This is a genomic window from Psychrobacter sp. NPDC078631, from assembly GCF_050268165.1.
GTDB lineage: Bacteria > Pseudomonadota > Gammaproteobacteria > Pseudomonadales > Moraxellaceae > Psychrobacter.
In genome coordinates, this window is sequence record NZ_JBNNGG010000006.1 from 1 (window position 1) to 20,352 (window position 20,352).

General features: G+C 43.2%; 18 protein-coding genes and 1 rRNA gene. 12 read left to right on the forward strand and 7 right to left on the reverse strand.

The window, feature by feature from the left end:
* The 7 genes from rrf to ACQKCP_RS12305 form a co-directional block, all read left to right on the forward strand.
* Window positions 1-85 (forward strand): 5S ribosomal RNA (rrf, locus tag ACQKCP_RS12275); the annotation flags it as partial.
* A 275-nt stretch (window positions 86-360) separates the two neighbouring features.
* A complete protein-coding gene (locus tag ACQKCP_RS12280; RefSeq protein ID WP_427612509.1) occupies window positions 361-708 on the forward strand; it encodes a hypothetical protein in 348 nt (115 codons plus the stop codon).
* Window positions 709-1,089: 381 nt separating this feature from the next.
* Entirely contained in the window at window positions 1,090-2,148 is a 1,059-nt protein-coding gene (locus tag ACQKCP_RS12285; RefSeq protein ID WP_298811632.1) for a TRAP transporter substrate-binding protein, read from the forward strand.
* A gap of 18 nt (window positions 2,149-2,166) precedes the next feature.
* The gene (locus ACQKCP_RS12290; protein ID WP_057761870.1) at window positions 2,167-2,694 is read left to right on the forward strand and encodes a TRAP transporter small permease; all 528 of its coding nucleotides are present in this window, start codon (window positions 2,167-2,169) and stop codon (window positions 2,692-2,694) included.
* A complete protein-coding gene (locus ACQKCP_RS12295; protein WP_427612510.1) occupies window positions 2,691-3,980 on the forward strand; it encodes a TRAP transporter large permease in 1,290 nt (429 codons plus the stop codon). Before ACQKCP_RS12290 ends, ACQKCP_RS12295 begins: the two co-directional genes overlap by 4 nt.
* A gap of 240 nt (window positions 3,981-4,220) precedes the next feature.
* Window positions 4,221-5,273, forward strand: coding sequence for a 5'-nucleotidase (locus ACQKCP_RS12300; RefSeq protein ID WP_347164016.1), 1,053 nt, complete (start codon window positions 4,221-4,223; stop codon window positions 5,271-5,273).
* 41 nt (window positions 5,274-5,314) lie between these two features.
* The gene (locus ACQKCP_RS12305; protein WP_427612511.1) at window positions 5,315-5,920 is read left to right on the forward strand and encodes a rhomboid family intramembrane serine protease; all 606 of its coding nucleotides are present in this window, start codon (window positions 5,315-5,317) and stop codon (window positions 5,918-5,920) included.
* Window positions 5,921-5,983: 63 nt separating this feature from the next.
* Here ACQKCP_RS12305 and ACQKCP_RS12310 read toward each other — a convergent pair whose 3' ends face one another.
* From ACQKCP_RS12310 to ACQKCP_RS12320, 3 genes are all read right to left on the reverse strand, one after another.
* The gene (locus ACQKCP_RS12310; protein WP_427612512.1) at window positions 5,984-6,532 is read right to left on the reverse strand and encodes a hypothetical protein; all 549 of its coding nucleotides are present in this window, start codon (window positions 6,530-6,532) and stop codon (window positions 5,984-5,986) included.
* Between the two features lie 169 nt (window positions 6,533-6,701).
* On the reverse strand, window positions 6,702-8,570 hold the full coding sequence (locus tag ACQKCP_RS12315; RefSeq protein ID WP_057761858.1) for a sodium:solute symporter family protein: 1,869 nt from the start codon (window positions 8,568-8,570) through the stop codon (window positions 6,702-6,704).
* A gap of 3 nt (window positions 8,571-8,573) precedes the next feature.
* Window positions 8,574-8,834 carry a DUF4212 domain-containing protein gene (locus ACQKCP_RS12320; RefSeq protein WP_057761855.1) on the reverse strand — a complete coding sequence of 87 codons (261 nt, stop codon included), beginning with the start codon at window positions 8,832-8,834 and terminating at the stop codon, window positions 8,574-8,576.
* Window positions 8,835-9,608: 774 nt separating this feature from the next.
* On the opposite strand from ACQKCP_RS12320, the gene ACQKCP_RS12325 reads away from it, so the two are divergent.
* Entirely contained in the window at window positions 9,609-11,105 is a 1,497-nt protein-coding gene (locus ACQKCP_RS12325; protein WP_427612513.1) for an alanine/glycine:cation symporter family protein, read from the forward strand.
* Window positions 11,106-11,241: 136 nt separating this feature from the next.
* Here ACQKCP_RS12325 and ACQKCP_RS12330 read toward each other — a convergent pair whose 3' ends face one another.
* On the reverse strand, window positions 11,242-12,879 hold the full coding sequence (locus tag ACQKCP_RS12330) for an electron transfer flavoprotein-ubiquinone oxidoreductase (RefSeq protein ID WP_201579865.1): 1,638 nt from the start codon (window positions 12,877-12,879) through the stop codon (window positions 11,242-11,244).
* A gap of 551 nt (window positions 12,880-13,430) precedes the next feature.
* Between ACQKCP_RS12330 and ACQKCP_RS12335 the strand changes: the two genes are divergently transcribed.
* From ACQKCP_RS12335 to ACQKCP_RS12350, 4 genes are all read left to right on the forward strand, one after another.
* Window positions 13,431-14,198 carry a DUF1285 domain-containing protein gene (locus tag ACQKCP_RS12335; RefSeq protein ID WP_427612514.1) on the forward strand — a complete coding sequence of 256 codons (768 nt, stop codon included), beginning with the start codon at window positions 13,431-13,433 and terminating at the stop codon, window positions 14,196-14,198.
* A gap of 199 nt (window positions 14,199-14,397) precedes the next feature.
* A complete protein-coding gene (murI, locus tag ACQKCP_RS12340) occupies window positions 14,398-15,393 on the forward strand; it encodes a glutamate racemase (RefSeq protein ID WP_427612515.1) in 996 nt (331 codons plus the stop codon).
* Window positions 15,394-15,564: 171 nt separating this feature from the next.
* On the forward strand, window positions 15,565-16,575 hold the full coding sequence (locus ACQKCP_RS12345) for a DUF4062 domain-containing protein (RefSeq protein WP_427612516.1): 1,011 nt from the start codon (window positions 15,565-15,567) through the stop codon (window positions 16,573-16,575).
* A gap of 204 nt (window positions 16,576-16,779) precedes the next feature.
* Window positions 16,780-17,079 carry a hypothetical protein gene (locus ACQKCP_RS12350; RefSeq protein ID WP_057761845.1) on the forward strand — a complete coding sequence of 100 codons (300 nt, stop codon included), beginning with the start codon at window positions 16,780-16,782 and terminating at the stop codon, window positions 17,077-17,079.
* Window positions 17,080-17,195: 116 nt separating this feature from the next.
* On the opposite strand, the gene ACQKCP_RS12355 is transcribed toward ACQKCP_RS12350, so the two are convergent.
* The 3 genes from ACQKCP_RS12355 to tmpT form a co-directional block, all read right to left on the reverse strand.
* The gene (locus ACQKCP_RS12355; protein ID WP_427612517.1) at window positions 17,196-18,656 is read right to left on the reverse strand and encodes a lytic murein transglycosylase; all 1,461 of its coding nucleotides are present in this window, start codon (window positions 18,654-18,656) and stop codon (window positions 17,196-17,198) included.
* A gap of 227 nt (window positions 18,657-18,883) precedes the next feature.
* Entirely contained in the window at window positions 18,884-19,597 is a 714-nt protein-coding gene (locus ACQKCP_RS12360) for a DUF1499 domain-containing protein (RefSeq protein ID WP_427612518.1), read from the reverse strand.
* A 50-nt stretch (window positions 19,598-19,647) separates the two neighbouring features.
* Window positions 19,648-20,340 carry a thiopurine S-methyltransferase gene (tmpT, locus tag ACQKCP_RS12365; RefSeq protein WP_427612519.1) on the reverse strand — a complete coding sequence of 231 codons (693 nt, stop codon included), beginning with the start codon at window positions 20,338-20,340 and terminating at the stop codon, window positions 19,648-19,650.
* Window positions 20,341-20,352 lie beyond the last annotated feature (12 nt).

Genomic DNA, 20,352 nt, shown 5'->3' on the forward strand with positions numbered 1-20,352 from the left:
TGATCCCTTCCCGAACTCAGAAGTGAAACATCGTAGCGCCAATGGTAGTGTGGTTCGCCCATGTGAGAGTAGGTCATCGTCAGCTCTCTATTCTAAAGTAAAAGCCCCCTTCGCTAACGCGGAGGGGGCTTTTCTTTGCGTCTATCTTTTATTTCTAGTGACCTACGTAGCAAATCTTTTGAATAGGATTTGCTCTTGCGCTGCCTAAAATTGGCATGCAATTTTTGCGCTGCCTAAAATTGGCATGCAATTTTTGCGGTGCTCAGGTCAAGAATTCAAACTTTCCTACAAATCAGTTTGATGTGATACTATTTATTCACTTCTAGAATCTACTATTTGTCATTTATTTTGGAGCATATTATGGGCGTTTCACTCTACTATACTGCTGAACGTTCTACTCTCTTGACTCAACAGGAGCAAGAAAAGATCGCGTCAATAGTCGATGAATATAATGAAAATTTCGAGCATGCAGATGATGCAGAGACTTTCGATCTCTATGCATATGATGATAGTGAGTCAGAGGTAATACTAGCAGGAGCTACGAAGTTGCCTGCTAGTATGGATGTAGGAGATCTTATGTATACCCTAGAGCATTGGCTACAGTGTTTGACCCAGATTCGCCTTGCGGTAACTGATGCAGAATGGCATGTGCATCTAGATGATAACGATGCTGTATGGGTAGATGATAAATGGCAGATGGAAGGATAACGCTTTATCACTATTATTATTTGTATAACTGCCTAGAGCAGCTTCTATAAGCTCATAAAATATTTATACAAAAAAGCTCTCAACTGGATAACAGGCTGAGAGCTTTTTTATGAAAAATTATTTTAGTCTGCTTACTTTTTTCTATTATTTATGTAGACAATTCAAGTATCAGAAATATATCTATAATATGAATATATCCTTCATAATCTGCTCAAAATGATTTGACTTCTATCATTATAGCTGCTAATTTTAAACAGTACTTTTATTACAGGTATGTAAAAAATATCTCTAAACCTTGTAGCCAATTTAATCTAGGATGAATCGGATTGTCTGCTCGTAATACCTTACTCCTATTCTCATAATTATCAAAAGGAATTGATAATGAAGTTAGCTCCTCTTTTTTCAATTGGTGCTTTAGCCGCTATTAGTCTTCTTGGCTGTTCTAACCAATCTGCTGATACGACTGATGGCTCATCAGCGACTTCTCAAGAAACTACCGTGCTACGGTTTTCACATTTTTGGCCAGCAACCTCATCTATTAGCAAAGAAGTCTTTGAGCCTTGGGCTAAACAGATAGAAACAGATTCTGACGGCCGTCTAAAAGTTGAGCTGTATCCATCAGCAGGTCTTGCTAAAGCAGATGTTACTTATGAATCTGCTGCCAAAGGTACGATCGATATCGGTTCACAAGCGCATGGTTATACCAATGGTCGCTTTCCTCTGACTCAGATTACTGAGCTTCCAGGTTTATCAAACTCAGCAACCCAAATGGGCTGTATGCTACAGACCCTATATGATGACGGTACTTTGGCGAGTGAGTACGAAGATACGCATTTACTATTTATGTATGGTGGGGGACCTGGTGCACTTCATACAACGGATAAGTTAATTCGTACGCCTGCAGATATGAAAGGTATGCGTATTCGCCGTCCTTCAGCTGTGGCAGGTGACATCATCGAAAGTGCAGGCGCTTCACCAGTCGGTTTACCTGCAAACGATATGTATACCTCTCTACAGCGCGGTGTCGTTGATGGTTTGAGTTTCCCTTGGGAGGCGGTAACAGCATTTAAAATCGATGAGATTACCAAATATCATACCAATATTCCTTTCTATAGTTCAGCGCTTATGGTCACGATGAACAAGGACAAATACGACAATTTACCTGACGATCTAAAACAAGTTTTGGATAAAAACTCAGGAATGGCGTTGGCCAGTAAAGTTGGCGAAGTATTTGATAAGCATGACCAGATGGCAATTCAAGCTGCTAAAGATAAAGGTGATGAAATTGTCGAGATTCCTGATCCACTAAATGATCCAGATTGGAAAGGGCCACTTGAAAGAGGAACCCAAAAATATCTAAGTGACGTTAACGCTTTGGGTTTAGATGCTGATGGCGTCTATGAAAAAGCAAAAGCTGCCAGTGCTGCCTGTAAGGTCTAACCTAATTGGAGGTGTCACATGGCATTTTTAGTCAAGCTCAGTGTTTTAATCTCTAGATTATGCCAGTTTATCGGTGGGGTGAGTCTCATCATCATCGTCCTAACCACCATGCTCGACGTCGTCGCACGCTACATATTCAAACTCACCGGCGGTGAGTTTGGATTCACCGTCAAAGGCAGTGTAGAGATTGTCTCCTACTTTATGCTATTTGCATTGTTAGCTGCCTTTGCCGCGTTTGTCGAACGCTCACAAATCATCGTCGACGTCTTCACCCAGAAAATGCCACAGTCTATCAAAGGCTACCTTATGGGTATCTTTATGATGGGCTTCTTTGTCATCGGCATCGTCTTCTCATGGGGACTCTACGAGAGCGCCATTGACGCCTTAGAGTACGGCAAAGTCACCCAAGATCTTCGCATATCTATGATGCCTATCTATATGGTTAGTGCATTCTTAAGCATCCTACTAGCCATTCGCTCATTGATCGAATCCATCAACATCTTTAAGACAGGCGAATTCTTTGACGCCGAGGAGACAGGCGCATGAGTCCAGAAATTATCGGTGCGATTGGCCTAGTGGTCATGATCCTGCTTGTCGTCTTACGCGTACCCGTCGCACTTGCCATGTTAGGGGTAGGCTTAGTCGGTTTTGGTGCGGTCACCGCGCCTAGTGGTGCTCTGCAAATGCTCAAAGACATCCCAGTCGATGTCTTAGCAAAGTATGACTTTAGTGCCATTCCCTTATTTATTCTTATGGGCGTGTTTGCCACTCACTCCGGCATGGCAGGTAAACTCTTTGAAGCCACCCGAACCATATTTGGCGGAGTAAGGGGTAGTCTTGGTATTGCTGGTATTGGTTCATCCGGTATCTTTGCCTCTATCTCAGGCTCATCGCTTGCTACTGCCTCTACCATGACCAAAGTGGCGTTACCGCAAATGGAGAAGTACGGCTATCAGCCAGGCTTTGCCTGCGGTATCTTAGCCGCTGGCGGTACACTTGGTATTATGATTCCGCCCAGTATTGCTCTACTGGTCTACGCCATCTTAACCCAGCAGTCAGTAGGTGACATGTTCATCGCTGGTTTCCTACCCGGTATGCTCGGTATGGTAATGTACTCACTCACCGTCATGGTGATGGTACGCTGGAAACCGCATCTAGCAAAACGTGGTGAGAAAACGTCTTGGAAAGCCAAGCTGCTGTCGCTGACTGGTCTGATCCCGTTTAGCTTTATCTTCATTGTGATTATTGCCGGTATCTTCTTTGGACTATTTACCCCAACAGAAGGCGCCGCAGTAGGGGCCTTTGTCTCATGGGCTTATGCCCTTGCTAAAGGTATGCGTTTAGATGGTCTTAAGCAGTCATTGATTGAGACACTAGCACTCTCTGCAGTGGTGTTCTTTATGCTACTGGGTGCAGAGGCATTGGGGTATTTTATCTCAGTCTCACGCTTGTCTTATACCTTGGCATCTTGGATCGGTGGGTTGGCGGTCAGTCCAATGATTGTCCTAATCTGTATCTTGTTCATGTACTTCCTATTAGGACTGTTCATGGATGCGTTAGCGATGTTGGTAATCACCATTCCCGTGGTATATCCCATCATTCTAGCGTTAGGGTTTGATCCAGTCTGGTTTGGCATCATTGCGGTATTGACGGTGGAGCTTGGTTTGATTACGCCGCCGATGGGGATGAATATCTTTGTGATTAAGGCGATGGCACCGCACATTAAGCTGAGTGAGATGTTCCGCGGGGTGGCTCCATTTATTGTCTCTGATGTGATTCGTTTGGTTATCTTGGTGATGTTCCCTGCCATCTCGCTTGTGCTGTTGGGGTAGGCTGAACCTAAACTTAAACCATAGCTTATAGAGTTATTGTATGAAGCCATATTGCTAATAAAGCAGTGTGGCTTTTTTATTGGCTGATATTTTGACTAAGAATTAAGAGAGGGATATTTTACAAACTCACAATCTATGACGCTGCGTGATGGTAACTTTTCTTAGTGTTATAAAGGCTTATGAATGTAGTAAACTGGTTTTCATTCATTTTCCTATATAATTTTATAAGTAGAGATAGTCATGGCTGTCGATTTTAGTAATACGCTTATCGTCGCAATTTCTGCGACGGCACTTTTTGATTTGACTGAGTCAGAAAACTATTTGCTAGAGCTGCTAGAGCAACGACCTGCAAGTGCTATAAAAGAATTTAGGGAGTACATGACCGAGCGTGAAAATGACCCCTTGAATATTGGTGCAGGTTATCCGTTGATCAAAGCGTTACTAAACCTAAATAAGTATTCTGATAATAGCGATGGACAGGATTCAGACATTGAAACACCATTGGTCGAAGTCGTTATCGTGTCAAAAAGTAGTCCAGACACTGGTATTCAGGTACTTAATGCAATTCTAGAACATGGTATTAATATCTCCCGTTCGGCTTTTGTTTCAGGTAGCCCTGTTGCACCTTATATCAAAGACTTTAACGTTGACCTATTCTTGACCACCAATCGCGACGATGCTCAACAAGTTGCGGATGCCAATATCTGTGCCTGTGCCATACTAGACGCCACACCTGTGAATACTTATGAGCTGGATACTGAGCAGCTGCGCATTGCCTTTGATGGGGACGCAGTGCTTTTTGATGATTCAGGTGAACTGCTATACAAACAAAAAGGGCTACGAGCCTTTCATGATCGTGAAGTACAAATGCGTGATTTGCCGATTGAAAAAGGCCCTTATGCTGAATTGTTGATTAAATTATCAAACCTGCAAGAGCGCCTCCCTGCTGGTCTTAAATACTCACCAGTAAAAATTGCGCTGGTGACCGCGCGTAATGCACCAGCTGACTTGCGTGCTATCAAGACACTACGAGAGTGGGGCGTGAATGTTGATATGGCGTTTTTTTTGGGAGGACTAGAGAAAACAGCCGTACTCAGAACATTTGCGCCGCATATCTTCTTTGATGATTCAATCAAGCATATTGATGCGGCACGTCGCTTTATTCCTACAGCCTTGGTCCCGTATCATTCAACGTCATTATTGCATGGGGATAACTATCTCACTGCTGATGAAGATGCATCATTATTATCGTTCAAACCTGCTGTGCACCCACTATTTGCTGTAAATCATTAAGATAGGCATAAAAAATCTAGGTAATAAGGATAGGACGGTATATGAATTGGCAGCAGTTGCTTCACTTAATTGTCGTACGGATAAAGCAGGTCATTGGGCTGTATGCTTTTGTACTTATACCGATGTGGGGCATGTTTTTTCTAAATGAAGTGGCCTTATTTGGTATATGGAATATCTTTGGTATCGTGCCACGTGCTTTAGATGTAGGTAGTATGATAGGGGTGTTTGCTTCGTGGACCATGCATGGCAACTTGTCGCATTTGACTGGCAATACGGTGACGCTATTACAGATTTTGTTTTTGTTTGGACTATTTGAGAAAAATGCTTATCGCACAGTGATTAAACTGGTGGTTGCCTCAGGACTGGTCACTTGGGTTATCGGGTCACCATCTTCTATCCATATTGGTGCATCAGGGCTTTGCTTTGCAATGTTAGGTTATATGATAGGCGGGGCTATATTTGCGCGGCGTTGGGGTTATCTGATAGCTTGTATCGTCATGGGAACTGGCTATTGGCTGACCATTAAGCAAGGATTGATGCCGCAGCAAGGTATCTCGTTTGCGGCACATTTTGGTGGTTTGTGTGCTGGGCTATTGCTGGGAGCCAACTCGAAGCATACTTATTCAGCCGCTTCTCAACGCTATTAAATGCAACTGGATATCAGTATTTAATGAACCAGCATAACTATAACCGTACTAAGCATTATTGGGTTAGACGCTTGTATCAGTACAGATTTTGATAAATAAAGGGTCATCTGTAGTTAGCTCTCGCCATGCAGTGGTCTGTTTGACATGTTCATCCACCGTGAGCGTGCTACCTTTTTCTGGTATAACGTAATCTGCACGCGCAGGAACACTGCAATCGATAACTTGTGGAACTTTCTCTACACTTCTTCGTCTTTCAAATAAATATAAATTGAATAAATATATATTTGGGTTGTCTACTTGCACACTAGTATTTCCAGTATCGGCAGCGATAAAACGTAATATTTGTGGTTTAACATAAGACCATGGGCGAAACCATTCTGTACTTTCGGCAGTTTTTACGACCTCGACACCATCCGGCAACTGACGGACTTGCTGACCGTACCAGTTATATTCTTGATGTACCTGAAACCCAAAAATACCAATCGCAGCAAATAAGGGAATCAGCCATTTAGGTGCACGTTTGCCTGCCAGTTTGCTGAGGTGAGTTATGATAAGTGCTAGTCCAGCCATACCAAATGCGGCAGCGATGGTAGCGATAAACTCAAAAAGCATAAAATATTCCTTAATGCGCTAGGCACTTTTAGTCAGGTATGTTCAATTGGACAAAGCAAAACTATAGTCTAACTATTATTTTAATAAGTCTTAGATAAAAAATCACTCACCAGCAGTGGCTGCCAGTGAGTGATATATAGTAACAGAAGACATATCATCATTCGTCAGATTAATGGTCGACCGCACCGCCTGCACCGCGTGGTGAGCGAACGCTTTCAACCAACTCTTGAATGTGTAGCGGTGGCGCTTTGGTTGCATAAGAAACAATGAATGCAACGATAAAGTTAAGCAGGGCACCAATCACACCGAATGATAGTGGTGAGATACCAAATAGCCAGTACTCCGCTGTATCAGGGAAGTTGGCAGTACCGCTGATGAAGAACCAACCTTTGAAGACGAAGATGTAAACCAAGATACTGATCAAACCTGTCAACATACCGGCGATAGCGCCAAGGTTGTTGATACGTTTTGAGAAGATCCCCATCATTAGTGCAGGGAAGAGGGACGCACCAGCGATACCAAATGCCAATGCAACTACCTGTGCCGCAAACCCTGGTGGATTCATACCTAAATAAGTAGCAACCACAATCGCAATACCCATCGTGATACGTGCGACCTTGAGCTCTCCTTTGTCAGTGATGTTTGGATTGAGGTTTCGTTTGATTAAATCATGACTAATCGCTGACGAGATAGCGAGCAATAGGCCAGCAGCAGTTGATAGTGCAGCAGCGAGACCACCTGCGGCGATCAAACCAATTACCCAAGATGGCAGTTGTGCAATCTCTGGGTTAGCCAATACCAAGATATCAGCATTGACGTCGAGCTCGTTACCAGCCCAACCTGCATCTGCAAAGCGGCCATCAAGTTCTAGGTCATGTGCAGCACGTGCTGTTTCAACCGCAGTCGTCGCAGCGCCTACGTCACCACCTTCAGTCTGTGCGTTGGTCAGTGCAACTTCTGCAGCGCCCAGTCCACTATCGTTATACATCTGAATACGACCATCATTGTTAAGGTCAGTATATTTAATCAGGCCAGTATCTTCCCAAGTTCTCATCCAGTCTGGACGTTGATCATAGTCGATAGCAGGCTCTGCAACACCTTGTGGATAGATAGTGTCGATAAGGTTTAAACGTGCCATTGCGCCAACAGCAGGTGCTGTGAAGTACAATAACGAGATAAATACTAACGTCCAACCAGCAGTCCAACGTGCATCGGCAACTTTAGGAACCGTGAAAAAGCGAATAATAACGTGAGGTAGACCAGCCGTACCAATCATGAGTGATAAAGTAAATAGCACCATGTTTAGCTTGTTAGGTACGTCAGCCGTATATGCCGTGAATCCCAAATCGGTTACGACTTGATCAAGCTTGGTTAAGATAGGGACGCCAGATTCGATATGGTTTGAGAATAAGCCCAAACCTGGAATTGGATTGCCGGTTAATTCAAGTGAGATAAAGACAGCAGGAATGGTATAAGCAATCATTAGAACCACATACTGCGCAACCTGCGTGTAGGTAATCCCTTTCATACCGCCAAGAACTGCGTAAAAGAATACAACAACCGCCGCAATAATAAGACCTGTGTTGTTATCTACTTCTAAGAAGCGTGAAAATGCGACCCCAGCACCTGTCATCTGACCGATAACGTATGTGGTAGAGGCAATAATCAAACAAACCACGGCAATCATTGCAGCCGTTTTTGAATAAAAGCGATCTCCAATAAAATCAGGCACCGTGAATTTGCCGAATTTACGTAAGTAAGGCGCCAGTAGCATGGCTAGTAGTACATAACCACCTGTCCAGCCCATCAAGTAGGTCGATGCGCCATAACCGCCAGCAGCAAGCAAACCTGCCATAGAAATAAAAGATGCTGCACTCATCCAGTCAGCAGCTGTCGCCATACCGTTAACTACTGGATGTACACCGCCGCCCGCCACATAGAATTCACTGGTTGTCCCAGCCCGAGCCCAAATCGCAATACCAAAATACAAAGCGAAAGATAGGCCTACGAAAATAATATTAACTAAATACTGACTCATGGTCTATTCCTCATCTACGCCATATTGTTTATCTAACTTATTCATACGCCATGCGTAGAAGAAAATTAAAATGATAAACACCCCGATGGAGCCTTGCTGGGCGAACCAAAAACCCAAGTCAGTGCCGCCGACTTTGATGCCGGCTAAAAGAGGACGCAATAAAATAGCAAAACCATAAGAACATAGTGCCCAAACTACTAGGCTACCTAAGATGAGACGGACATTGGCACGCCAATAACCGGATGGATCGTTATGATCTTTCATAGGACAACTCCTTTTGTCTTCCCTAAAAAATACCAACAATATAAAAAGAACTGCGATTATTTTTTACCACGAAAAGTATAAAAAATAGTCAGGTACTGCTTTATATAGTGAAAACGATGATGCGTGATAGTACGTTTAATGCTCGGTAGTTCTCTACTTCAAATAAAAGTAGTTAACTATTTAAGCATCGTATTGACCTAAACCATCGAATGGTAGAAATAACGTTTCTTGAGGAAGACAGAAGGGTGGACTATCCAGTGTCTTTTTAACAATCTCGTCTTCCTGACAAGAGTTTTAATGTTTTTAACACGCTAACCTATTGTACTGCTTGATAGCTGCTTGCACTGCCTGATAGCTTCAATAACCATAAAACAGTCTAAACGGATATAGAATTCATATTAGCACGGTTTAATATAGATAATTGCAAACTACTGCGCATGAATAATAGATAAATTACTAAAAATTAGTTTGCTTAGCTTTCATTGAAAAACCCGACGTTACGGAAACGGTACGGCAACCGTGTAATTTGTGCGATTAAATTATCACTTAATCTATTCTATATAAGATGAAACATAAGCATTATTTATTTTAAAAATAATTATATGAAGTCGATAAGCAAACGTGATGGTCGCATGTCGCTCAATATCTATATCATGCACGTGTCTTTTTGGTATCAGGTATTTTGCACAGAGGCTTATATAGTCCATGGCAATCAAAATATGATATCGATATGAAATTTAAGTAACGCGTATAAAGAATGAATAAGGAGCCCATATGAACGAAGGGATAGTAGGTTGGTTTAATAACATCGTAAATTATGGTGTCGGTATTATCTGGGGTAACAATGATTGGCTGATTGCTAGTAACCCTTGGTATGGATTACTGATGTTCTTACTAATTGGTGCGGGTCTTTACTTCACCGTCGTGACACGTTTTATTCAGTTTCGTCATTTTGGTCATATGTGGAAGTTGCTACGCGTGTCCAACCAAGGACGCAAAGATGGTGGTATCAGCTCATTTGAAGCTTTGATGACATCACTGGCAGCCCGTGTTGGTACTGGTAACTTGGCAGGTGTGGCAATCGCCATCTATCTAGGTGGTCCAGGTGCTGTATTCTGGATGTGGATGACGGCACTGGTCGGTATGTCGACCAGCTTTATCGAGTCGACCTTAGCACAGGCGTACAAAGTACCGCACAATGATAATGTGTACCGCGGTGGCCCAGCTTATTACATCGAAAAAGGTCTAGGCAAACGCTGGCTTGCTGTGTTTTTCTCATTATGTTTGTTGGTAGCCTTTGGTTTGGCATTCAACGGCGTGCAGTCAAACACCATCGCTCAAGCGACCAATGAAGCCTTTGGTGTGCCAACATGGATGACAGGTTTGGTACTGGTAGTACTGGTAGCGCCAGTGGTATTCGGTGGTTTGCGCTCAGTAGCTCGTATCGCGGGTAAAATCGTACCAGTGATGGCTATCTTGTACATCTTACTAGCGCTATTCATTATCGTGACTAACTTCAGTCAATTTCCAGCAGCGATCGCGTTGATTGTAAAATCAGCATTTGGCTTTGAGCAGGCAGCAGGCGGTGTCATCGGTTATGGTATTGCGCAGGCGATGATTAACGGTATCAAACGTGGTTTGTTCTCTAACGAAGCAGGTATGGGTTCAGCGCCGAATGCTGCAGCAACGGCAAAGAGTCATCCTGATCACCCAGCAGTGCAGGGTTTTATGCAGATGCTAGGTGTATTTATGGATACCCTTATCATTTGTACCGCGACGGCGTCGATTATTATTTTGTCTGGCGTGGTCGACCCTAATGTCGAGCAAGAAGGTATTCAGTTAACTCAGTTAGCCTTATCACAATATGTGGGTGACCTAGGCGTAGTGTTCGTGGCGATTGCGATTTTCTTCTTCTCGTTTACGTCTATTATCGCCAACTATAGCTACGGTGAGTCAAATCTTGAGTTTATCTCTGGTACCAAAAACGCTAAAGTGATGATCATGGTTTTCCGCTTTCTAGTGTTGGGTATGGTATTTATTGGCTCTGTTGCAAGTTTACCTGCTATATGGAACTTCGCTGACTTGTCTATGGGTCTGATGGCGTTGGTCAACTTAGTGGCTATCTTGCTCTTGTCTCCTGTTGCGCTAAGAATACTACGTGACTATGAGCGTCAGGTAAAAGAGGGTAAAACAGGCGATCAGATTAAGTTTGATCCTGATAACTTTGTAAAACTCAGAGATGAAGCCAACCGTGATGCTTGGACAGACTAAGCAGCATTGATTGGTAAAAGTTGCTTGTTCTAAGCATTAAAAAACCGCCCGACTCTTATATAGAGAAGGGCGGTTTTTATTGGAGTACAGTTTTAATGATATTAACTGTACCAGCTCAAATCAGAATTATCCTGATTTACATGTTTGGATAGTTAGGACCACCGCCACCTTCTGGCGTTACCCAGGTGATGTTCTGTGAAGGGTCTTTGATATCACAGGTCTTACAATGCACGCAGTTCTGCGCATTGATAACAAACTTAGCGCCTTCAGCGTCTTTAACCACTTCATACACACCCGCTGGGCAGTATAAACGCGCAGGCTCAGCATACAACGGTAAGTTGATTGAAATAGGTACCGTTGGATCAGTAAGTTTTAGATGCGTTGGCTGATCTTCTGCATGGTTGGTGTTAGATATAAATACTGACGACAATTTGTCAAATACTAGCTTACCATCAGGTTTAAGATAGGTTGGTTGATAAGCATGATTAGCACGCTCCAACTGATCGTAATCTGGGATATTGTCATGCAAAGTGAATGGCATTTTACCTTTTAGCAAATTGTGCTCGATAAAGGTGAAAGCGCCGCCCATGAACAGACCCATACGGTGAATCGCAGGTGAGAAGTTGCGCGACTCATAGTTATCTTGATACAACCATGACTCTTTATACATTGTGCTATAAGCAACCACTTCATCATGCTGGCGTTCAGCTTGCAGCGCCTCAAAGATAGCTTCAGCTGCGAGCATGCCTGACTTCATTGAGGTATGCGTGCCTTTGATTTTTGCTGGGTTTAAGAAACCAGCGTCGTCACCTACCAATACGCCACCTGGGAAGGTGAACTTAGGTAGTGAGTTTAGACCACCTTTGGTCAACGCACGTGCGCCGTAAGAGATGCGCTTACCGCCTTCTAAAACGTTTTTGATAACAGGGTGCGTTTTTAAGCGCTGCATTTCATCAAATGGAGACACGTAAGGGTTGTGGTAAGACAAATCTGCCACAAGACCAAAGCTTACTTGGTTGTTTTCATCAAAGTACAACCACCAGCCGCCAGTAGAGCCAGTTTCAGTCAATGGCCAGCCAAGACCATGCATGACAACGCCTTGCTCATGCTTTTCAGGCTCAACTTCCCATAGCTCTTTTAGACCGATACCATAATGCTGAGGATCAGAATCTTTATCTAGATCAAAACGGCTGATTAAGCGTTTGCCTAAATGCCCACGGCTACCTTCAGCAAAAATAGTGTATTTGGCAAGAAGCTCATAACCAGGCTCAAAGCTCGGCTTGGCTTCACCATTGGCGGCCACACCCATATCACCAGTTAACACACCTCTGACCGAACCGTCGTCGTTGTATAAGATGTCATCGGCAGGGAAGCCTGGGAACATCATGACTTCAAGCTCTTCTGCCTGTACGGCCAACCAACGAACGACATTACCTAGTGAGACAATATAGTTGCCATCATTGTGCATCGGACCTGGAATCAAAGAGTCAGGCACTTTAGTTGAGCGTGTGGCAGAGTTCAAATAATAGAAACGATCTTCTGTCGCTGGTACGTTAAGCGGTGCGCCTTTTTCTTTCCAGTCAGGGATTAGCTCATTTAGAGCGCGTGGCTCGATGACTGCACCAGACAAGGTATGGGCACCAAACTCAGAGCCTTTTTCGACCACACAAACCATAAACTCATCATTACCAGCTTCAATAGCGAGCTGGCGCAAACGTATGGCAGCAGACAGACCTGCAGGCCCACCACCAACGATGATGACATCGAACTCCATTGATTCGCGTTCGACTTCAGGTTCTGCGGCAACTGGCGCTACGACTGGTTCTGCTTTATCTAGCGTTGCGGTCTCTGTCGCTACTGGTGCGTCAGCATTCACAGTATTACCATCAATAACTGGCGTTTGATTGTCTTGCTCTTGCATACCTACTCCTAAACTTTTAGTGGCTTATCTCAGGGCATCATTAGCTTAACAACTGAATAATAGACTTGCGGCGCTAACGTCACTCAGACATATGGCTGCCCGATAAAACTGTCTTTGCGGCATCAATTGACCCGTCATGGTTAATACCGATTTATCTAAGGATATCAACGCATAACGTAAGATGTGTCATCAATACAACACCCACTTGACCATTTCAATAAAAAATCGTTACTCATTATAAAAGAAAAGTCCTACAAACACGATACGCATTTATGAGTATCGATGCTAAGGTAATGTTAAGAATATGAGGTTGTTATAACGATAAAGTTTCATCATACCTGAAACAAAAATTTATAGTAATAATAGATAAGCCAAACTTTGAATACTAAATAAAGGAATTAATAATGAATAACGATAATAATAGCACTGAAGACAGCCATGAGAGAATAGTGGAAGCACCAACCAGTAAGCCTTCTAGCCCAGGTAGCTTAGATAATTTAGATGCACTAAGCCAGTACATCAAGTCTACGAAAGGGACTCGCGAAGGGCGTGCGATACCACCACTTGAAAAATGGCATCCTGAAGATATTGCTGATATGGATTTGACTATCAAGGCAAACGGAGAGTGGTGGCATGAAGGCGGGCAAATGACCCGTGAGTCATTGGTCAGCTTGTTTGCTACAATACTATGGAAAGAAGAAAATAATGGCACTACTGAGTACTTTTTGAAGACCCCTGTACAGAAAATCCGTATCCAAGTTGAAGATGTACCACTTCTGATCAATGATGTTGGTATTGTCCATGAAGATGATATGAGTTGGTTGGAGTTTACAACGACGACAGGGGATGTGGTTCGTTTAGACGATGAGCATTCGATTGTATTAAAGGCGTATAATTCTAATGACAGCGACTCTAATAACAGTGACTTTAGTAAAAGCGATCAAGCGAATCAAGTGAGTACCGCTGACGATGTTGCAGATTCTCAGGAATTAGCGTCTACAGAGCAGGTACGCCCTTACATGATGGTCAGAAATGGATTGACTGCGCTTATTGGCCGCAATACTTTTTATCACCTGACTGAAATTGGAGCATTATCAGAAGACAATGGTAAGACGCTATTGACGCTACAGAGTGGTGGCCAATCTTACTCATTATCGATGCCTACTGAGTAAGTATTATGTCTATCTATTAATTGCTGTATGCCGATGAGTGCTATAATTTTACAATGTCGCCTGATTCTATTGGTCTGAAAAATTCCTATCGTATAAAGGGAGTCGATAGAGAGCCGACGTAGAGTAACGTCATACATGCAACATATATAGCATTTAACTGAGTAATGAAATTAATGAATAATATGATAATGGCATTAGCATGAAGATGGATATCAAAAACCAGACAGTCGAAAAACTCAGACCGTGTGTTGATATATCTGTTGACCAGAGTCTCAAAGCTATTGATCTAGTAGATGTCAATAAACATGCTGGTAACACAGTTGTAAGCGATAAAAACCGTAGCGCGCCCATTGGCGTGTTTGATTCTGGTGTTGGCGGTTTGTCTGTTTATTTGCATTTGGCACAGCAGCTGCCTACTGAGCGTTATGTATATTATGCCGATACGCTAAATGTACCTTATGGCAATCGCGACAGCGAAGATATTGAAACGCTAACGCTAAAAGCCGTAGAATGGTTACATCAGCAAGGCTGTAAGCTAATAGTTATTGCTTGCAACAGTGCCTCAGCATATGCGCTAGATACTGCCCGACGTTGCTATCCACATATACCTATTGTTGGTCTTGTCCCTGCATTAAAGCCTGCGGTATTGGCGAGTAAGAGTGGTCATGTAGCGGTGCTAGCAACCAAAGCGACGTTGAATGGCACCTTATTAAATGATGTTATCATCAATTTTGCTCAACCTAATAATACAGTAGTCACTAAGTATTTTGATCCGCAACTGGTGCCTTGGGTAGAAGCAGGTATGTCAGAACAAGACGAAACAGCCGAAAGGTTACGTCAACAGGTACGAATATTTGCTAATGAAGGTGTTGATCAGTTGGTGCTGGGATGTACACATTATCCATTTTTTAAGACATTCTTGTTAGATGAGATTGCACAGCAGCAGCTATCGATACAGGTCATTGATTCTGGTCAAGCAATTGCTGAACGGGTTAGACAGCTATTGATTGCAAACAACTTGTCTGCATCATTGATGAGTGAAAAACGAGAAAATCTGTCACAAAAAACTAGTAATAAAAATACCATTACTAGACCGCCATTAACTTTTCACGCCACTAAATATAGTGATAGACTATGCGCTTTAGTCGAGCGCTTACTCGGTACAGAAATGGCATTGCAATATTACTCTCACTAGTTATTATCAAAGTTAGCGATATCAATACGCTGTATGCAACGCTGACTCAGTTAAAATAAATTGAGTGCATCTTTTCAAGCTAAGAGTATGCTAGGCTGAGCAAGACAAGATTTTTGTGTTCTATCTCACACCCTATCCTTTTTATGTCACGACCTACGCTTAGAGGTAATTGTGCCGAATCGTCGCTATCATATTCATATTATATGCGCTGACAACGACCAGTTGTTGGTTTTAGACAGCTTAGCGATATTTTTTCAGGCGCGCGCATTTCTGACCTATGATGTTTCGAGTAAATTATCTAAAGCCTCTTTTTATGGGCGTCAGTGTATTGACTCTTGTGATTACGCAGTCATGATCGTTGGCGACAGCTACGGGACTGTGCAAAAAAACGGCGTTAGCCAAATGCATTTGAGTTATCTAAATGCCAAAGCGAAGCTTAAGCCGCTAATTGTGCTGGTCAAAAACCACTCTCCAGACGCTGTTATCAGTCGACAACTTCAAGAGTTTATTAAGTTAGTCACCAAGCAAGATAACCAGCTACATTACTATGATACGGAAGAAGATATTGAGCCATTGCTAGTACAGGCTCATTATAATGCCGTCGCCAATAATAAAATGGTAGGTGGCTGGGTCAGAGCGAATGACGAAGAGAATACGACTAGTAAAAAGGTCGTGTATGAGAAGCCAGTCGATGTATTACCTAGTACTACCGAGGTAGAGAACAACAGCCCTGATGACGAAGATTTTATATCGGACAAGGTTAGTGAGCCAATTGAGTTAACGGAGTTTTTCGAGATTCAATATAGTGCCCAAGCTTATGAGGGCGGCAATCTAACGGACGTGACCCGATCACTAACCCTCTCGTGGCACGAGATACTTATGACGCTCATGAGAATACCGTCTACTTTTTCAAGCTATGGCTTGCAAAATGCCATTAATCGTTTGATTACCGCTAAAGCGGAAGTAGACATCAAAAAAGAGATGCCAAACGTTCATGCTGTCTCACGCTGCCAAATCTCTCAAGCTGATATCAATAATTTGCAACGTAAGCTAGTCGGTGCAAATTGGATACAACTGATGACTTATGGCACGCGGGTATCACAAGAGCTATGGAAGCTTACCTTCTACGCAAAAAACCTACTGCAAAATCATACCTCAAGTACAAACAAACAAGAAGAGTAATTGTTATTTGCTAGCGTGCTCAATAATAGCCATCTAAAACGTCCACTTAGGCATCACGACTACGTTTTGTAATACAAAGCATACGTGCGATGCTTGTGAATCTTCTTCAGACCCGTAATAATAAAGTCAGTCAGTTAACTATGCTAACAACGTTAGTTGTTTGAGAATGAGAACTATAATATTAATAATTAGGGAGAGCGTACGATGAGCAATGCTAAAAATGACGAACTAAAGAGAGAGATTGATGGTCTAGAAAAGTCTATGCATGATGCTGATCAGTTTCATACGTTAGAAGAGCAAGTAGCAGATATGAAACGTCGCGGTATAGATCCTAGTAAGGCCTATAAAGATTTAGATAGTAAAGCCGAAGATGAAGATTGGGGTGATGCGACTTGGAAAGAAAATGGTAAGTGGGAGCCAAAAACGGCAGCCGATCTAGACGACAAAGCTCGTGAAAATTGGAATGGTGACAATGGTCAACCTAAGCCACCGCCTATTGTCTAAACACATATTTTGAGAAAATGAGATAAGTTTTTTAATAACTATTTATAAATAAGAAAGCCACGCTACTATTAGCGTGGCTTTTTTGATGCGTTCAAATAGTATCACCTATCTTGCTACTATGAACCTTGGTCTATACGAACAAGTTTGATAGTGCCATCGGCGTCAGTAACTCGGCGATAACGTGTATTGCCAGAAGTTGATGAGCTCACTGATGGCTGAGATGAATAGCTACTAGGAACAGTCGTTTGCTGCTGAATCAATTGTCCCATGCGATCGGCAGGTGCAGGATTCAGAGGTTTGCTGTTTGCAGGCTGGCTGTATTGAGTTTGACTCGGCGCTGCATTGCCAACGATGGCGCGATAGAACTTCTGGCCTGCGCGTCCGTCAGCTGGGAAAATACCGCGACTAGTCTGGTATTGCTGGATAGCGGTACGAGTATTGTCTCCGATGATGCCATCTACACCGCCGATATCATAACCGGCATTTAGCAACGCTTGTTGAATGTCTTTGGCCTGCTGGCGGCTGATACCAGGATCGTCGGTCGGCCACGCAGTGATAAAGTCTGTTTTGCTGCTGTCTTCGCGAGTGATTAGATCTGATAAGTGTGCGATAGCCAGCGCGTAGTTCTCTGAGGCGTTATAAGAGTAGAAAGTGTCGAAGTTTTTACCCACCAAGAAAGCAGGGCCTTCCATCCCAGCTGGTAATAACAAGCCTGCACTGCTCAAGTCATACGGTAGCGGACTGCCATTAGCCAATGTCAGGCCTTGGTCGCGCCAGTGGCTTATCGACTTTTTGTCTTTGCGATTAGAAGCAGCCCAGAACCCATCAGGTAGTTTTACTTCATAGCCCCAAGGCTCACCAGTACGATAGCCACGATTGTCCAAGAAGTTTGCCGTAGAAGCGAGTGCATCAGGTACGCTATTGACCAAATCACGACGTCCATCACCATCGAAATCCACGGCCAACTCTAAGAAAGTACTCGGCATAAACTGTGTCTGTCCAAAGGCACCTGCCCATGAGCCTGTCATATCGTTTGGTGCAATATCACCGTTTTGCACGATTTTTAGCGCATTGGCGTACTCACCTTGGAAATAGCTTTGACGACGGTCAAAACAAGATAAGGTCGCTAAAGACTCAAATAACGGTTTTTTACCTAGCGTTTGGCCAAAGTTAGATTCTACGCCCCAGACACCCAGTACATGCTCAGCTTTTACGCCATAACGCGATTCGATTTGACGTAGCGTCGAGCCCCATTGACGCTTGGCTCGGATACCGTCCTCGACACGTTCTTTGTCTACCAATGCTGATAAATAGTCCCAGACGTCTTTTTGAAACTCTGGCTGGTAGTTGAGTGACTGAATGACACTAGGATCAGGCTGGCTTGGGCGATAGTTATTAAAAGTATAACCATCAACACCGCTAAACTTGCTAGAGTTTTTTAGATTGTCCAAACACTGCTGAAACTCGCTATTGGATAAATCAGGTGCTGGCGGCTGCGCGGCTTGAGCAGTGGTAGCAAGGCTGATGCCGACAGCAACACTAAGCAGCGACAAAGTAGAAAAAGGAGTCAAACGCATGAAAATATCCTATAAACGTTAAAATAGTTATCGAAAGGCAAAAAGTGATATTAACGTAGAGTAACCAATCTAAACAGTAAAGAAAAGCTGTCGAAGTACCAAGGTTATAAATGGTTACGATAAATTGACGCTGCCGTGAGATTAGAAGAGGATTTCATAGAGCTGAAAATGCAAAGCGTCAGACAGTATTTCAACTCGAGGACTATTCCTTAGAAGGTATAACCTGTTTATTTGGCTAGCACACTATCTAGTTCTTCTATAAAGCTATGGATCCGCGCCGCATTTTTGCCCAAATCGCTCTGTCCAACTCGCGACTTACTACGAATATCAACTAAGCGCTCGCTATCGTTGTCAGTCACACGAATGAGCACATCATCTTTAAAGCCAAACCAAGCAGTCGTCTCTGTTGCTTCGATGATGCCTTTATCGGCATCAGTATTGACTAGCTCCCACCCTAAATTTTCTATGGCTTGGTTAGATGCCTTAACTAATTCAGGCTTTGACTGAGCATAGGCCAATGTCTGCAAATCAGGGTAGGCAGTACGTTGTTGTTCAGCTACTTCTGCGCCTGCGTATTCAACAGGATTTGACGCATCTGCACGTAGTGGCGCAATTGCGACAAACTCAGGCGGATTCACCAAATCGGTAGAAATATCGTGAATAGGCGGTACATTTTTGGCCGTATTCATCATGCCGAGCGGGACAGCAATTGCAGCGACAGCAAGTACGGCTGAGGCTAATGCGCTCCCAAGACTGGCTGTATTTCGTTTAAATAATAGCTGAATAGATAACAATACCAATGCTGCGATACCAGCAAATAACCCAAATTTAAACCCTGTAAACGCAGTGCCTAATTCTACAACGCCAAACTTGTACAATGGGCCTGCCAGAGCGACTAGTAGAAAAGCAATTAAACTCATTAGACTGACTATCATTTTCATTCAGTTTCTCCGTTGCGATTTAACGGCTTGTTAAAGGTTATATGATTTTTTTATTTATTGCTCAATAGCCAAACCTGTTCTGTGACGGTGATATCAGGTGCAGAACCTATAGAAGAAGGCACGCTTGCTAGCTCATAGATTTGGTAGTGAGCGCTATAATACTGCTCTAATTGTTCGCCATTAATAGAGAAGGGTGGTCCATTCTTTTTATGCTGATCGTAATTTAGCGTGAGTAAAAGCTGTGGTGTTACTTTATTGTCAGTATCATCGACTTTACTGGTATCGCTACTAAGTTTCCGCACTTGCTCACTATATCTCACACGCATATCGTCTGGTAGGGCGATTAATGCCGCTTTATCATATACTGCATCAATAGAGCCAACATCTTCAAAAGTCAGTGCAAAAATATCAGCGACCCATAAAGTGATGGTCTGTCCCGACAACTGACCTTGATAGTATTTAATCGTTGGATTGTCTGCCTGTTGGTAGACCGTAGGCTGTATGTTCTGCTCAGCAAAAAATGCTTGTACGGCTGTTTCGACCAATTCAACGCCCACCACGTCATAGCCTTGCGTCGCTAGCCAAACCATATCAATAGATTTGCCACAAAGCGGAACGAAGACGCGGCTACCCGCAGTTAGATTGAGGCGGTTAAAGTACTCAGTCAACAATGGATTGACCATAGATTGATTGAATCCAATGCGACCTTCTTGCCAACGTTTTTGCCAAAACTCAGGGTTCATGCTGTGATCCTC

Excerpts from the sequence above, each read along its gene's own strand:
- ACQKCP_RS12280 (WP_427612509.1), top strand. The coding sequence starts at position 361 with ATGGGCGTTTCACTCTACTATACTGCTGAACGTTCTACTCTCTTGACT.
- ACQKCP_RS12285 (WP_298811632.1), top strand. The coding sequence starts at position 1,090 with ATGAAGTTAGCTCCTCTTTTTTCAATTGGTGCTTTAGCCGCTATTAGT.
- ACQKCP_RS12290 (WP_057761870.1), top strand. The coding sequence starts at position 2,167 with ATGGCATTTTTAGTCAAGCTCAGTGTTTTAATCTCTAGATTATGCCAG.
- ACQKCP_RS12295 (WP_427612510.1), top strand. The coding sequence starts at position 2,691 with ATGAGTCCAGAAATTATCGGTGCGATTGGCCTAGTGGTCATGATCCTG.
- ACQKCP_RS12300 (WP_347164016.1), top strand. The coding sequence starts at position 4,221 with ATGGCTGTCGATTTTAGTAATACGCTTATCGTCGCAATTTCTGCGACG.
- ACQKCP_RS12305 (WP_427612511.1), top strand. The coding sequence starts at position 5,315 with ATGAATTGGCAGCAGTTGCTTCACTTAATTGTCGTACGGATAAAGCAG.
- ACQKCP_RS12310 (WP_427612512.1), bottom strand. The coding sequence starts at position 6,532 with ATGCTTTTTGAGTTTATCGCTACCATCGCTGCCGCATTTGGTATGGCT.
- ACQKCP_RS12315 (WP_057761858.1), bottom strand. The coding sequence starts at position 8,570 with ATGAGTCAGTATTTAGTTAATATTATTTTCGTAGGCCTATCTTTCGCT.
- ACQKCP_RS12320 (WP_057761855.1), bottom strand. The coding sequence starts at position 8,834 with ATGAAAGATCATAACGATCCATCCGGTTATTGGCGTGCCAATGTCCGT.
- ACQKCP_RS12325 (WP_427612513.1), top strand. The coding sequence starts at position 9,609 with ATGAACGAAGGGATAGTAGGTTGGTTTAATAACATCGTAAATTATGGT.
- ACQKCP_RS12330 (WP_201579865.1), bottom strand. The coding sequence starts at position 12,879 with ATGGAGTTCGATGTCATCATCGTTGGTGGTGGGCCTGCAGGTCTGTCT.
- ACQKCP_RS12335 (WP_427612514.1), top strand. The coding sequence starts at position 13,431 with ATGAATAACGATAATAATAGCACTGAAGACAGCCATGAGAGAATAGTG.
- murI (WP_427612515.1), top strand. The coding sequence starts at position 14,398 with ATGAAGATGGATATCAAAAACCAGACAGTCGAAAAACTCAGACCGTGT.
- ACQKCP_RS12350 (WP_057761845.1), top strand. The coding sequence starts at position 16,780 with ATGAGCAATGCTAAAAATGACGAACTAAAGAGAGAGATTGATGGTCTA.
- ACQKCP_RS12355 (WP_427612517.1), bottom strand. The coding sequence starts at position 18,656 with ATGCGTTTGACTCCTTTTTCTACTTTGTCGCTGCTTAGTGTTGCTGTC.
- ACQKCP_RS12360 (WP_427612518.1), bottom strand. The coding sequence starts at position 19,597 with ATGAAAATGATAGTCAGTCTAATGAGTTTAATTGCTTTTCTACTAGTC.
- tmpT (WP_427612519.1), bottom strand. The coding sequence starts at position 20,340 with ATGAACCCTGAGTTTTGGCAAAAACGTTGGCAAGAAGGTCGCATTGGA.